Annotated in this window: 11 protein-coding genes; 10 read left to right on the forward strand and 1 reads right to left on the reverse strand. The window is 62.9% G+C overall.

Features of this window, described 5'->3' with window-relative positions:
* Positions 1-102: 102 nt before the first annotated feature.
* Positions 103-1,665, reverse strand: a complete 1,563-nt coding sequence (locus tag NKJ94_RS09845) for a sigma-54-dependent transcriptional regulator (protein ID WP_352524597.1) — start codon at positions 1,663-1,665, stop codon at positions 103-105.
* A 152-nt stretch (positions 1,666-1,817) separates the two neighbouring features.
* Here NKJ94_RS09845 and NKJ94_RS09850 point away from each other — a divergent pair, with 152 nt between their 5' ends.
* The 10 genes from NKJ94_RS09850 to NKJ94_RS09895 all read left to right on the forward strand — a co-directional run bounded on the left by NKJ94_RS09850 (position 1,818) and on the right by NKJ94_RS09895 (position 13,769).
* Positions 1,818-3,653 (forward strand): M3 family oligoendopeptidase, encoded by a 1,836-nt coding sequence (locus NKJ94_RS09850; RefSeq protein ID WP_352524598.1) that lies wholly within the window; start codon positions 1,818-1,820, stop codon positions 3,651-3,653.
* A 372-nt stretch (positions 3,654-4,025) separates the two neighbouring features.
* Complete coding sequence (locus NKJ94_RS09855) at positions 4,026-4,832, forward strand: helix-hairpin-helix domain-containing protein (RefSeq protein ID WP_352524600.1); 807 nt, start codon at positions 4,026-4,028, stop codon at positions 4,830-4,832.
* Between the two features lie 170 nt (positions 4,833-5,002).
* A complete protein-coding gene (locus NKJ94_RS09860) occupies positions 5,003-6,163 on the forward strand; it encodes an aminodeoxychorismate synthase component I (protein ID WP_352524602.1) in 1,161 nt (386 codons plus the stop codon).
* A complete protein-coding gene (locus NKJ94_RS09865; RefSeq protein ID WP_352524604.1) occupies positions 6,112-6,774 on the forward strand; it encodes an aminotransferase class IV family protein in 663 nt (220 codons plus the stop codon). The genes NKJ94_RS09860 and NKJ94_RS09865 overlap by 52 nt, the downstream gene beginning before the upstream one ends.
* 19 nt (positions 6,775-6,793) lie before the next feature.
* A complete protein-coding gene (locus tag NKJ94_RS09870) occupies positions 6,794-7,081 on the forward strand; it encodes a YciI family protein (RefSeq protein ID WP_352524605.1) in 288 nt (95 codons plus the stop codon).
* A complete protein-coding gene (locus tag NKJ94_RS09875; protein ID WP_352524606.1) occupies positions 7,078-8,034 on the forward strand; it encodes a heme-dependent oxidative N-demethylase family protein in 957 nt (318 codons plus the stop codon). Before NKJ94_RS09870 ends, NKJ94_RS09875 begins: the two co-directional genes overlap by 4 nt.
* The gene (locus NKJ94_RS09880; RefSeq protein ID WP_352524608.1) at positions 8,018-9,256 is read left to right on the forward strand and encodes a hypothetical protein; all 1,239 of its coding nucleotides are present in this window, start codon (positions 8,018-8,020) and stop codon (positions 9,254-9,256) included. The genes NKJ94_RS09875 and NKJ94_RS09880 overlap by 17 nt, the downstream gene beginning before the upstream one ends.
* A 122-nt stretch (positions 9,257-9,378) precedes the next feature.
* On the forward strand, positions 9,379-10,824 hold the full coding sequence (locus NKJ94_RS09885) for a homospermidine synthase (protein WP_352524609.1): 1,446 nt from the start codon (positions 9,379-9,381) through the stop codon (positions 10,822-10,824).
* Between the two features lie 187 nt (positions 10,825-11,011).
* Positions 11,012-11,386, forward strand: a complete 375-nt coding sequence (omp10, locus tag NKJ94_RS09890) for an outer membrane lipoprotein Omp10 (protein ID WP_352524705.1) — start codon at positions 11,012-11,014, stop codon at positions 11,384-11,386.
* A 283-nt stretch (positions 11,387-11,669) separates the two neighbouring features.
* A complete protein-coding gene (locus NKJ94_RS09895; RefSeq protein ID WP_352524610.1) occupies positions 11,670-13,769 on the forward strand; it encodes a 5'-nucleotidase C-terminal domain-containing protein in 2,100 nt (699 codons plus the stop codon).
* Positions 13,770-13,875: the final 106 nt, after the last annotated feature.

Raw genomic sequence — 13,875 nt, forward strand, 5'->3', positions numbered from 1 at the left:
GTTACCGTCCGCCTTAATACGTGAACGCTACGGCGAACACCTCGTTTCAAGGCGCAATTGCTTCGAATGATGTCCGGATGACAATCGGCTTGGCCCTGTGCCTCAGGAAGCGAGCCGCTCGACGCGGCCGGTTTCCGGGTCGATGCCGTATTCCTTGAGCTTGCGGTAGAGCGTCGACCGGCCGATGCCGAGGCGGCGGGCGACCTCACTCATCTGGCCATTATAGTGGTCGATGGCGAGCTTGATCATTTCGAGTTCGACGTCGGCCAGCGCACGCACATTGCCGCGCTCGTCGAGCGCCCGCAGCGTGCCGAAGCGCGGCCTGGCCAGCGCATCGGGTTCGGCCGCGGCGATGCCGCAGGCGGCCGGTATGCTGTCACGCGACTGGCTGCCCGCAGGCAATCCCGAACCTGGCAATCCGGAAGCTGGCAACCCGGAAGCTGGCAGCGCGACGTCCGCATCGAGATTGACCGTGCCCTCGACCTGCGCCCGGATCTGCGGGAATTCTTCTTCGGTCAGCATGTCGCCTTCGGCGAGCACCGAAGCCCTGAAGACGGCGTTTTCGAGCTGCCTTATATTGCCCGGCCAGTCATAGGCCTGCAGCATGGCGAGCGCCGCAGCCGAGATGCCCCGCAGCCGGCGACGCGGGTCAGTGGGCGCCACCTTCTCCATGAAGTGCTCGACCAGATAGGGGATGTCGTCGCGACGGTCGCGCAATGGCGGCACGACGATCGGGTAGACGTTCAGCCGATAGAACAGATCCTCGCGAAACTTGCCGTCCTTGACCTGCTGCAGCAGGTTGCGATGGGTTGCCGAGATCAGCCTGATGTCGACCCTGACGGTCGAGCGCCCGCCGACCGGATCGACCTCGCCGTCCTGCACGGCGCGCAACAGCTTGACCTGCACATCAAGCGGCAGGTCGCCGATTTCGTCGAGAAACAGCGTGCCGGAATGCGCTTCGACGAACTTGCCGGTGTGTTTTTCGGTGGCGCCGGTGAACGAGCCCTTCTCGTGACCGAACAGGATCGATTCGACCAGATTGTCGGGAATGGCGCCGCAATTGACGGTGACGAAGGGTCTCGAGCGGCGGTCGCCGCTGCCCTGGATGGCGCGCGCCACCAGCTCCTTGCCGACTCCGGATTCGCCCTCGATCAGGATCGGGATGTTGGACGCCGCCGCCTTGCGGCCGAGCCGGATCACCCGGTCCATCGCCGGGCTGTGGGTGATCATGTCCTTGAACGTCAGATGGCCGCCGCGCTGCCGTGACGAGCGCTTCACTTCGCCTTCGAGCGCTTCGACCTTGAGCGCGTTGCCGATCGACGCCTGCAGCCTGTCGGGCGAGGCCGGCTTGACGACGAAGTCGAAGGCGCCGTGGCGCATTGCCGAAACGACGGTTTCGATGCCGCCCTGCGCGGTCTGCACGATGACGGGAATGTGGATGCCGCGCTCGCGCATCGCCTTCAGCACGCCGATGCCGTCGAGGCCGGGCATCATCAGGTCGAGGATGACCACCGAGACGTCGCGCGCATTGGGCCCGTCGACGAGATCGAGACCGGCCTCCCCGCCATCGGCGACGATCGCCGTGTGGCCGAATTTCGTCACCGCCGCCTCGAGCAGCCTGCGCTGCACCGGATCGTCATCGACTATGAGTATGGAAGCTGCCATGACTGATCCGACCGTGCCCGCCCGAGAATGCGCCCTATGGATCATCTTGGCACAGGGTTCTAAATAAGGTTTCAAAAAACCCGGTGAACGAATTCCTTAGGATTTGACCGGCTTCTCGTTTCCTCGAATTTTCGTGTCTGGAAGGATCGGCAATGCGCATGGTTTTTGCTCGAAAGCTGGCGGCGGCGTCCGGTCAGGGCGTGGCGGAGCTTGGCGATCTGCCGGAATGGAATCTGGCCGATCTCTATTCGGGCATGGAAGCGCCCGAACTGAAGCGCGACATCGCCAAGGCCGCCGCCGATGCCATCGCCTTCGAGAGCCGTTGGAAAGGCACGCTCGCCGCCGAGGCCGGGCGTGGCAGCACCGGCAGGCTGGGCGAGGCGCTTCAGGCCTATGAAGCGCTGGAGGAGCTGATCGGCCGGATCGTCTCCTATGCCGGGCTTATCTATGCCGGCAACACGTCGGATCCGCAGCGCGCCAAGCTCTATGGCGATATCCAGGAAAAGATGACCGATGCCAGCGCGCACCTGCTGTTTTTCGCGCTCGAGCTGAACCTCATCGACGATAGCGCGATCGAAAACGCACTCGCCGCCGATCCGGCCTTCGCCCACTACCGGCCTTGGGTGCTCGATCTGCGCAAGGACAAGCCCTATCAGCTCGAAGACCGCATCGAGCAACTCTTCCATGAGAAGTCGATTACCGGGCGCGGGGCCTGGAACCGCCTGTTCGACGAGACGATGACCGACTTGCGCTTCGACGTCGACGGCGAGGAGCTGACGCTGGAGCCGGCGCTCAATCGCCTGCAGGACGCCGATGGCGAGGTTCGCCGCCGGGCGTCCGAGGCGCTGGCCGCCACCTTTCGGCAGAATTTGCGCGTCTTCACGCTGGTCACCAACACGCTGGCCAAGGACAAGGAGATCTCCGACCGCTGGCGCGGCTTCGAGGACATTGCCGATTCCCGCCACCTCGCCAATCGCGTCGAACGCAGCGTCGTGGATGCACTCGCCGCCGCCGTTCGCGACGCCTATCCGCGCCTGTCGCATCGCTATTACGCGATGAAGGCGCGCTGGCTCGGCATGGAGGTGATGAACCATTGGGACCGCAACGCGCCCCTGCCGGAGACCCCGCAGGCAGTCATCGGCTGGGACGAGGCCAAGAACACCGTGCTTTCCGCCTACCAGCGCTTTTCGCCCGACATGGCGGAGATCGCGAGAACTTTCTTCGACCGCAACTGGATCGATGCACCGGTGAGACCCGGCAAATCGCCCGGCGCCTTCGCGCATCCGACCGTGCCTTCGGCGCATCCCTATGTGCTGTTGAACTATATGGGCAAGCCGCGCGACGTGATGACGCTGGCGCACGAGCTCGGCCATGGCGTGCATCAGGTGCTGGCCGGCGGCCAGGGTGCCTTGATGGCGTCGACGCCGCTGACATTGGCCGAAACCGCATCGGTCTTCGGCGAGATGCTGACCTTCCGCTCGCTGCTCGAGCAGACCACCGACAAACGCGAGCGCAAGGCCATGCTCGCGCAGAAGGTCGAGGACATGATCAACACGGTCGTGCGCCAGATCGCCTTCTATGAGTTCGAGCGCAAGGTGCATGCCGAGCGCAAGAGCGGCGAATTGACCTCCGACAGGCTCGGCCAGTTCTGGCTGGAAGTGCAGGCGGAAAGCCTCGGGCCGGCGATCAAGCTGCGCGAGGGGTATGAGGTTTTCTGGACCTATATCCCGCACTTCATCCACTCGCCTTTTTATGTCTATGCCTATGCATTCGGCGATTGTCTGGTGAACTCACTCTACGCGGTCTACCAGAACGCGGAGCGCGGCTTTCAGGAGAAATATTTTGCCATGCTGCGCGCCGGCGGCACCAAGCATCATTCCGAGCTTCTGGCGCCGTTCGGCCTTGACGCGGCCGACCCTGCCTTCTGGCAGATCGGGCTTGGCGTGATCAGCGGACTGATCGACGAGCTGGAAGCACTGGACAATTGATGCGCAACACCGGGTGACCGGGTTTTCCAGAACAGTTTAGCTGCAATGCATATTGGCGATGGTTCTATTCTTGTCTTGGATATTTGTTCTTAAATAACTTTCCATGGAAGTTTTCCGTTAGATTCCCGTAAGCTGTATGATAGCGTCCGCCCTCAAGCTCAGCCGGGCACGAATGGGTCAGGTCGGAAAATCCCGACCGGTCATGGCGTGTCGGCGGATGCGACAACGGCTGTTGGCTAGGGGCAAACCGGTCGCCGACAGCTCGATCGAAGCCGGCTGTTCTGCAAATTGCGGAACCACCATCGAATGGTCCTTCGCTGAGGTCATGGCTCCAGGCCAGGGCGGACGGATCGGACTGGAGAGAGAAAGACAATGAGCACTTTTTTCTACATGCTCCTGGCGTTCCTGGTAGGTGTGTTGGTTGGCTGGTTCATTTGGGGACGCCTGCGTGGCGAGCTCGACAGTTTGCGCGGCGATCTCGACCGCACGCGCAGCGAACGCGACAGATTGCGGGCCGATAGCGACCGTCTGACCGGTGAGTTGGATGCATGCGGCCGCGCCCGCGCCGACCTCGAGCGCCGGCTGGGCGAGGCGCCAGCCGCCCAAGCGCCAAGCGCCAAGATGCAACCCGCCAAGACGCAGACCACCGCCAAGGCCGGCGCGACCAAAGCAGCGATCCAGGCGCCGTCAACCCTGATGTCGACATCCGCGCCGGCCAAACCGGCGCCGAAGAAATCCGCGGCGGCCGCGACCATGCCACGCGCAAGTGCCGCGAAACCGGCAACGCCGAAACCGCCTGCATCGAAAGCGAGCGCCGCACCCAAGATCGCGCCAGCGGCAAAAAAGACTGCGCCAGCGGCAAACAAAGCTGCGCCAGCGGCAAAGAAAGCCGCGACCGGCAAGGTAACAGCCGCAGCAGCCGGCAACGCCAACGATCTGCGTCGCCTGATCGGCATCGGCCCGACCAACGAGCGGCTGCTCAAAGGGCTTGGGGTCACGACCTACGCCCAGATCGCCGCCTGGACGCCCGACGACGTCAGGCGGATCGAGGCGACGTTGAATTTCGACGGCCGCATCGAACGTGAACGCTGGATCGAGCAGGCGAAACTGCTTGCCGCCGGCGACGAAAAGGAATTTGTGCGCCGCTTCCCGACCGCGGGGGAAGCCAGCAACACCTGATCCATCCCGGGACGGCATTTGGAACAAGGCGGCGCCCCTCGGGCGTCGCTTTTGTTTTTGCAGCCGCGCCTTTGCGTCTTGAGACGCCGTTCCCTCGATTGCGCACGGTCGAGCCCCCATATAGATCGATCGCTGGCGACCGCAGCATCCGAGCCTAATGTCCCTGCCCCATGTCCCTGCCTTCTGCAATATTCCGGAACGACGAGAGCGCGCGTCAGCTCGTTTTCGACCGGCCGGCCGAGATCATCGCGGCGCATAGCGAGCGGGACTTTTTGCCGGCGCTGGAAGCCGCGCAGGCCGCACATGACGGCGGCAAATGGCTGGCCGGCTATTTCTCCTACGAGGCCGGCTACCTGCTTGAGCCGAAGCTCGTTCCGCTGCTGCCGGCCGGCCGCCGCGCTCCGCTTTTCTGCCTGGGCGTGTTCGACGCGCCGGTCGAAGAGACGGTCGCGCCAGGTGATCTGCCGGCGACCAACGGCCCGATCTTCGATGCCCCAATCTTTGACGCCAAGGCGGTCTGGTCCTCGGACGACTACGCCAAACGCTTTGCCAGGCTGCACGATCATATTCGCAAGGGCGACTGCTACCAGGGCAATCTCACCTTTCCGGTCCACGCGCACTGGTCCGGCGATCCGCTGGCCGCCTTCGATGCGCTGACCGAACGCCAGCCGGTGAAGTATGGCGCGCTGGTCGCACTCGGCGAGCCGATCGTCTTGTCGCGTTCGCCGGAACTGTTTTTCGAGGTCGACGCCGAAGGCATGATCGAGACGCATCCGATGAAAGGCACCGCGCCGCGCGGCGCCACCAAGGCAGAGGACGATCGCCTGAAAACGTTCTTGCGCAACGACGAGAAGAACCAGGCCGAGAACCGGATGATCGTCGATCTCCTGCGTAATGACATTTCGCTGATCAGCGAGGTTGGCACGCTCGACGTTCCGGAGCTTTTCCGCATCGAGAGCTACCCGACCGTCCACCAGATGGTGAGCCGTGTACGGGCGACGCTTTTGCCCGGCCTCTCCATCCGCCAGATCTTCGCTGCGCTGTTTCCCTGCGGCTCGATTACCGGCGCACCGAAAATCCGCGCCATGGAGATCCTGCGTGATCTGGAAGGTGGGCCGCGCGACGTCTATTGCGGCGCCATAGGCTGGATCGCGCCCGGCGGCCGGATGCGCTTTTCCGTGGCGATCCGCACCATCTCGCTCTTTGCCGATGGCGAGGCCGTCTACAATGTCGGCGGTGGTGTCGTCTTCGATTCGACGGCCGAGGAGGAGTACCAGGAGTGTCTGCTGAAAGCCCGTTTCGCGACGGGAACACCGCCGATTTCGAACTGATCGAAACCATGCGCTGGGAACCCGGCTCGGGTTTCCTCCGTTTCGATCGCCATCTCGCGCGGCTTTACGGCTCAGCAAGCGAGCTCGGCTTCGCCTGCGACCCGCAAAGGGTCGGCGAAGCACTGATGAATGCGGTCGGCCGCCAGCAGATCGTGTTGCGCACCCGCTTGGCCCTGTCGCGCAGTGGCGAAGTAGCGGTTTCGGTGCAGCCCTACGAGCCGCTCGCCGCCGACAAGGTCTGGACCCTGCAGCTGGCGCGGGTGCGGCTCGCTTCGAGCGACATGCTGCTGCGCCACAAGACCAGCCGCCGACAAACCTATACGCGCGCCCGCGCCGAATATCTCGTCAGCCGGGCCGACGAGGTGCTGTTGGCCAATGAGCGCGGCGAAATCTGCGAGGGCACGATCACCAATGTCTTTGCCGATTTCGGCGACGGCGTGCTGGCGACGCCGCGGCTCGATTGCGGTCTGCTGCCTGGCGTCCTGCGCGGCGAACTGCTGGATCAAGGCCGCGCCCGTGAAGCGGTCTACACATGGAACGATCTGAAATCGGCCAAGGCGTTGTTCGTCGGCAACTCGCTGCGCGGATTGATCCCGGCAAGACTGGCATGATGCAAAGCGGGAGAATTGAATGTTCGTCGTTTCGCTGAACTACAAAGTGCCGCTGACCGAGATCGACCGCCTGCAGCAAGCGCATGTCGAATGGCTGAAGGCCTGCTACGCGGAAGGCATCCTTGTCGCCTCCGGGCCGAAGCGGCCAAGGACCGGCGGCATCATCATCGCGCGCGGTTCACGCGAGGTGCTCGATGCCAGACTGGCGGACGATCCCTTCGCCAAGGCAGGTGCCGCCGACTACGAAATCACCGAATTCACGGCGAGAATGGCCGCTGCCGCGCTGGAAGCCTACAAAGAAGCATGAGTTTCCGCCCCCCGACCCACACACCCTATGACGGCTCGTCGAAACTCTTCACCATCGGGCTGAAGCCGCTGGACCCGGCCGCGTGGATCGAAGCCGACGAATATCTGCTGCCCTACTTGGCCGAGAAACGCCGGCTTTATGCGGAAATTCCCGACAAGGTTTTTGTCGAGGAGCAAGGAACACGCGACGCTCAGCGCGAAGTGCTCGATCTGCTCGGTGCGCATCTGGCGGCGAACTTTCCCGGGGCCTACAGGCGCACCGACGAGGGGATCGAGGTGATCGGCGGCACCGACAATTTCGAGCGTGCAGGCACCGCAGGTCCTTTCAGCGATGCGCCGCTTGTCGCGGCCTCGCTGCTTGTCCAGGAGGATTTGATCCTGATGCGCCGCGACGAGAGCGGCTGGCGTCTGACCGCCGGCTCGCTCTGCTTCCCGTCGTCATGGTCGCTGATCGAAAAATTCGGCAAGCCGCTGCAGCAGATCCACGCGCCGGTACCGGGTTTCGGTCCAGGCACACGCCCGGCCGATCTCATCAACCGCATGTTCGACGGCCTCCAGGGCCAAGCCGTCGAGCGCTACAACTGGTCGATCCAGGCGGGCGACGCACTCTACCATCCGCTCTCCAACCTCGAACGCATCGACCGCGCCAGCAATCGTCCGTCGAGATTCCCGGACGGCGACATCGACGCCCATGCCTTTATCCGCGTCGAGCGGCAGACGCTGAGAAAGCTCCCCGTCTCGGGCGACATACTCTTCACCATCCGCATCCATCTCGACCCGCTCGCCGTGCTGGGGCGCCACCGCGACCGCGCGGCGCTCGCAGCGTCCTTGGCCGAACAGCTTCTGGCGTTGGACGAGGCACAGCTCGACTATAAGGGCCTGACAGCCGACCGTGACCGGCTGACGGAACGACTGAAAATCATGGCTCGGGGGAACGATGATTCAGTATCTTAGCAGACAGGTCGCTCTCGTGGCTGCCATCCTCGGACTATCGACGGCAGCCGAGGCCGAGCCGGTGACTTATTCCGGCAAGCTCGGAAAGAGCGATATCGTCGTCGAGTTCACCGGCGATCCCGCGGCGCCCGACGGCCCGCTGGCCGGCCGCTATTTCTACCGCTCGAAGGGCGTCGACATCCCGCTGCAGGCCAGGTCGCAAAAGGGCAGCAAGTTCGAACTGGCCGAGGAGGAGGAATGCGGCGCCGACAATTGCGGCGACGGAAAGGTCGCGCCGATTGCCGCCGTCTGGCGCCTGGCCTCTTCCGATAGGGGCAAAACCCTCGAAGGCAGCTGGAACGGAAAGCAGGCGCTGTCGCTCAGATTGAAGCGGGTCGCAAGTCGGGAGGCGACCGACAGCGAGCCCGGCAGCCCGTTCGACCTCCATGACTTCAGCGATATGACGTTCTTCGCCGATGACACGCCGATCACCATGGAAACGTCCCCCTATGACTACCTGCGGCTGGATACTCCGCTCGATACCGGCGAGACGGCCGGTTGGCCGGATGCGACCTACCACTACGTCGTCGACCCGCGCACCAAATTTGCCACGCCATGGATCGTCCAACTGTCCGGCAATGTTCCGGTCACGGCCGCGAATGCTTTGCTGGAAGACAGACGCCGGCGCGCAAATCTCGGCGCGCTGAGCTGCGCGGCGAGGCAATATGCCGGTTTTAACGAAGTCGGCCCGATCGACGGCGGGGATGACGACACGCTCGGCGGCTATGAAGACAGCCAATCCCAAGTGACCTCGCTGACACCGCGGCTGATGAGCTGGCAGGAGTCCGGCAGTCTCTTTTGCGGCGGGGCACATCCGACCAATTATTCGGACGCCTACATCATGGATGTGCGCCGCGGGGTTCTGCTTGGCCTTCAGGACATATTCTCGGATACGGTAGATGGCAAGCCCGGTCCTTCCCTCGTGTCCTTCGTCAAGCAACGGCGCAAGAAACCGACCAATCAGAGCGATATTGATCACGAAGCCGAATGCGGCATGGACGATCTCATCGGCGAAAATTTGGCGGCCAGCCTCTGGCGTGAGGGCGACAAGCAGGTCCTGGTGTTCGGACTGCAGGGGTTGCCGCATGCCATCCAGGCCTGCGGCGACGATGTGCTGGAACTGCCGGTCTCAGAGGTACGTGACCTCTTCAAGCCGGAATTCGCAAGACTGGTCGAGCCGTAGCCGCATGGCGCGGCGCAATGCCGGCCGTCCCGCTTTTCGCTTTATTGTGACAATGATCTATGGTTTGTCGCGCCGCGGCCAAGCCGCTGTTCCAAAGCGTTTTTTGAGGGAGTAATCGACAAATGGCGAATGAAAACTGGCCCGTTTACGGTGAGATTACCGGCCCTGTCGTGATGATCGGCTTCGGCTCGATCGGACGGGGAACGCTGCCGCTGATCGAACGCCATTTCAAATTCGACAAGTCGCGCATGACGGTCATCGACCCGCGCGATACCGACCGCAAATTGCTCGACGAGCGCGGCATCACCTTCATGCAGGATGCAGTGACCAAAAAGAACTACAAGAAGCTACTGACGCCGCTTTTGACCAATGGCGGCGGCCAGGGCTTTTGCGTCAACCTGTCGGTCGACACCTCCTCGCTCGAGCTGATGAAGCTCTGCCGCAAGCTTGGCGTCCTCTATGTCGATACCGTGGTCGAGCCTTGGCTCGGCTTTTATTTCGACGACAAGGCCGACAACGCCTCACGCACCAATTATGCGCTGCGCGAGACCGTCCGCGCCGAAATCGCGAAGAACCCGGGCGGCACCACGGCGATCTCGTGCTGCGGCGCCAATCCGGGCATGGTCTCGTGGTTCGTCAAGCAGGCGCTGGTCAACCTCGCCACAGATCTTGGCCTCGACTTCTCGGAACCCGCCCAGCACGATCGCGAAGGCTGGGCCAGGCTGATGAAGAAGGCCGGCGTCAAGGGCATCCATATCGCCGAGCGCGACACCCAGCGCACCAAGAAGCCCAAGCCGATGAACGTGTTCTGGAACACCTGGTCGGTCGAAGGCTTCATTTCGGAAGGGCTGCAGCCGGCCGAGCTCGGCTGGGGCACGCATGAGGCGTGGATGCCGAAGAACGCCAAAAGCCACAAGAACGGTTCGAAGGCGGCGATCTATCTGGAGCAGCCCGGCGCCAATACACGCGTGCGCACATGGTGTCCGACGCCCGGCCCGCAATACGGTTTCCTGGTGACACACAACGAAGCGATCTCGATTGCCGATTTTTTCACGCTGCGCGGCAAGAAGGGCAAGGTGCAATACCGGCCGACCTGCCATTACGCCTATCATCCCTGCAACGACGCCGTGCTGTCGCTGCACGAGATGTTCGGTGTCGCCGGCAAGGCTCAACCCGTGCATCACGTGCTCGACGAAAACGAACTGGTCGATGGCATCGACGAACTGGGCGTGCTGCTCTACGGCCACGCCAAGAACGCCTACTGGTATGGCTCGCAACTGTCGTTGGCCGAGGCGCGCAAGCTGGCGCCCTACCAGAACGCCACCGGCATGCAGGTCACGTCGGCGGTGCTGGCCGGCATGGTCTGGGCGCTGGAAAATCCCGAGGCCGGCATCGTCGAGGCCGACGAGATGGATTACAAGCGCTGCCTCGACGTGCAGGGCCCCTATCTCGGGCCGATCAGGAGCTATTATACCGACTGGACACCGCTCGACAATCGGCCTGGTCTGTTTCCCGAGGACCTCGACACCAAAGACCCGTGGCAATTCCGCAACATCCTCGTTCGATAGCAGCTTTGCCTCGACGCTCCGCCAGCTTGCAATCGCCCGGAAATCGAGCGATTGAAGAGGGGCGGCCTAGAGCGACGTGCGTCCATTTGGACGCACAAAGTACGCTCTAGCACTTCGAATGTGCGCATCGTGCTTTCCGAAAATCGGATCGATTTTCGGGCCGATGTGAGAGGAGAGGATTTTGATGATGACGATTGCGCAAAGACTGCTTTCGGCTGGCATTGCCGCGGCCGCTACGGTCGCGTTGGCGGCCTGCACCACCACCGGCCCGAGCGAGCCGCCGGTGATCACGGCCAATGGGGTCGAAGGCTCCTGGATCGACGCGCAGGGCACGGGTTTGTCCACCTTCAAAGCCGGCAGTTTCGCGACCGTCGCCACCGACACCGGCCAGAAGCTTGCCGATGGCAGCTACACCATGACCGGCGGCACCTCGGTCGAGATCCATGGCACTTCGCTGATCCGCCAGACGCCGATCAGCTTCAACTGCCTGATGGTCTCCACCAGCCAGCTCAATTGCACCAGCGCGAGCGGGCAGAATTTTGTGCTGACCAGGCGCACCTGAAATTCGATTCCGAATTGACTTTGCAAAAGGCCGGCGGCTTCAAGCCGCCGTCTTTTTGCGCCGGCAAAGCTGATGCCGATTTCCGCTTGCATCGATTGAAACGCGATGTGAACATGGCCCGAGAGGGCTGTTACATCCCAGTCAAACAAGAGCGTTAAACGCGTGTGCGCATGACGCCGAAAATCGGAGTCGATTTTCGGAAAGGAATCAAAAATTGGTACAGCGTCCTTTGCGCGTCCCAAATGACGCGCGGCGCTGTACTCAGGTCACCCGGGAGACGAGAATGAAGAAGATCGCTGCCATCGCCGCGCTGTCGGCATCGGCGCTTGGCCTGTCGGCAGGGGTATCCTTTGCCGACTACACGCTGAACATCCTGCATATCAACGACTGGCACAGCCGCATCGAAAGCAACAACAAATACGAATCGACCTGCTCGGCCGAGGAGGAGACCAAGGGCGAATGCGTCGGCGGCGCCGCCCGCCTGATCACCGCGATCACCCAGGAGCGTAAGAAGCTGGAAGGCCAGAACGTACTGCTGCTCAGCGCCGGCGACAATTTCCAGGGCTCGCTCTTCTACACGACCTACAAGGGCAAGACGGAAGGCGAATTCCTCAACCAGATGAAATTCGATGCCGAGGCGCTCGGCAACCATGAGTTCGACGATGGCGAGTCGGCGCTGGCGCCGTTCCTCGACATGATTCAGTTTCCGGTGCTCGGCGCCAATGTGAAGGCCAATGCACAATCCAAGCTGGGCGACCGCGTCAAGCCGTCGATCGTGGTCGAGGTCGGCGGCCAGAAGATCGGCATCGTCGGCGCAGTCACCAACGACACGCCGGAGCTTGCCTCCCCGGGCCCGAACATCGCCATTGAGGACGACGTCAAGTCGATCACCGCCGAGGTCGAGAAACTGAAGGCGCAGGGCGTCAACAAGATTATCGCGGTCACCCATATCGGCTACAAGCGCGAGCGCGACGTGATCGCCAAGATCCCGGGCGTCGACGTGGTGGTCGGCGGCCACAGCCATTCGCTGCTGTCCAACACTGACCCCAAGGCGGAAGGCCCTTATCCGACGATGGTCGACAATCCGGACGGCTACAAAGTTCCGGTCGTGCAGGCGGCGTCCTATTCGAAATATCTCGGCGAGTTTAAGGTCGTGTTCGACGACAATGGCGTCGTCAAGGAGGCCAGCGGCGATCCCATCCATCTCGACAAATCGATCACGCCCGACCCCGCCGTGCTTGCCCGCATCAAGGAACTCGGCGCGCCGATCGAGGCCTTGAAGAACAAGGAAGTCGCCGAGATCACCAAGGCGATCGACGGCAGCCGCGAGAATTGCCGCGCCCGCGAATGCGAGATGGGCAATCTGGTCTCCGACGCCGTCCTCGACCGGGTCAAGGGCCAGGGTGTCGAGATCGTCATCTCGAATGGCGGCGGCTTGCGCGCCTCGATCGACCAGGGCACCGTCACCATGGGCGAGGTTCTCACCGTGCTGCCGTTTCAGAACACGCTGGCGACCTTCCAGATCTCCGGCAAGGATCTGGTTGCCGGCCTCGAAAGCGGCCTCAGCCAGGTCGAGGACGGCGCCGGACGCTTCCCACAGGTTGCCGGCTTGAAATATGCGTTCGACAAATCGGCGCCACCTAATGGACGCGTCAAATCGGTCGAAGTCATGGAAGGCGGCGCCTGGACGCCGATCAAGCCGGACAAGGATTACCTGGTCGCCACCAACAACTATGTCCGCCAAGGCGGCGACGGCTACAAGGTGTTCGCCGAGAAGGCCAAGAACGCCTATGATTACGGCCCGGGGCTGGAACAGGTCGTCGCCGATTATCTCGGCGCGCACCGGCCCTATACACCGAAGCTCGACGGCCGCATCACCGAAGTCGCAGCAGCGGCAGCCCCGGCCGCAGAACCCGCCAAACCGGCCCAACCTGACGAGGCAGCGCCGGCAAAACCTGCTGAGCCGGCAATGCCCGAACTGCCGGCCGGTTCGGGCGACATTTCCAAAACGCCGCCGGCCGTCCCGGCTGAAACCGCGCCGGCAACACCCGCACCCGCCGAGCCGGTCCAGCCAGCGGCACCTGCTGCTCCGGCCACACCGGCCCCGGCAATCCCTGCTCCGGCTACCCCCGCTCCGGCTGGGGAACCGGCCAAGCCGGTCCCGAGTGAGCCGGCAAAACCAGCCGAACCCGCCAAGCCGGCTGAGGCAGCACCGGCCGAAAGCAGCCATGTGATCGTCGCCGGCGATACCTACTGGGATCTTGCGGTGAAGGCCTATGGCGACGGCACCAAATGGAAGGTGATCTCCGACGCCAACAAGGGATACGAGCCACGCCGGCTTCCGGTCGGTGCAACCTTGACCATCCCCGCGGCCTCGAAGTAGTTCATGCCGCAGGAATTCAATGCACCCGCCCGGCAAACCGGGCGGGTGCTGCATTTCCGGGATAAGGTGCGGCTAGACGCTGCATTTGAAAACCGGCGCGGCATCG

Source organism: Mesorhizobium sp. M0060, from assembly GCF_040323155.1.
In the GTDB taxonomy this organism is placed as follows: domain Bacteria; phylum Pseudomonadota; class Alphaproteobacteria; order Rhizobiales; family Rhizobiaceae; genus Mesorhizobium.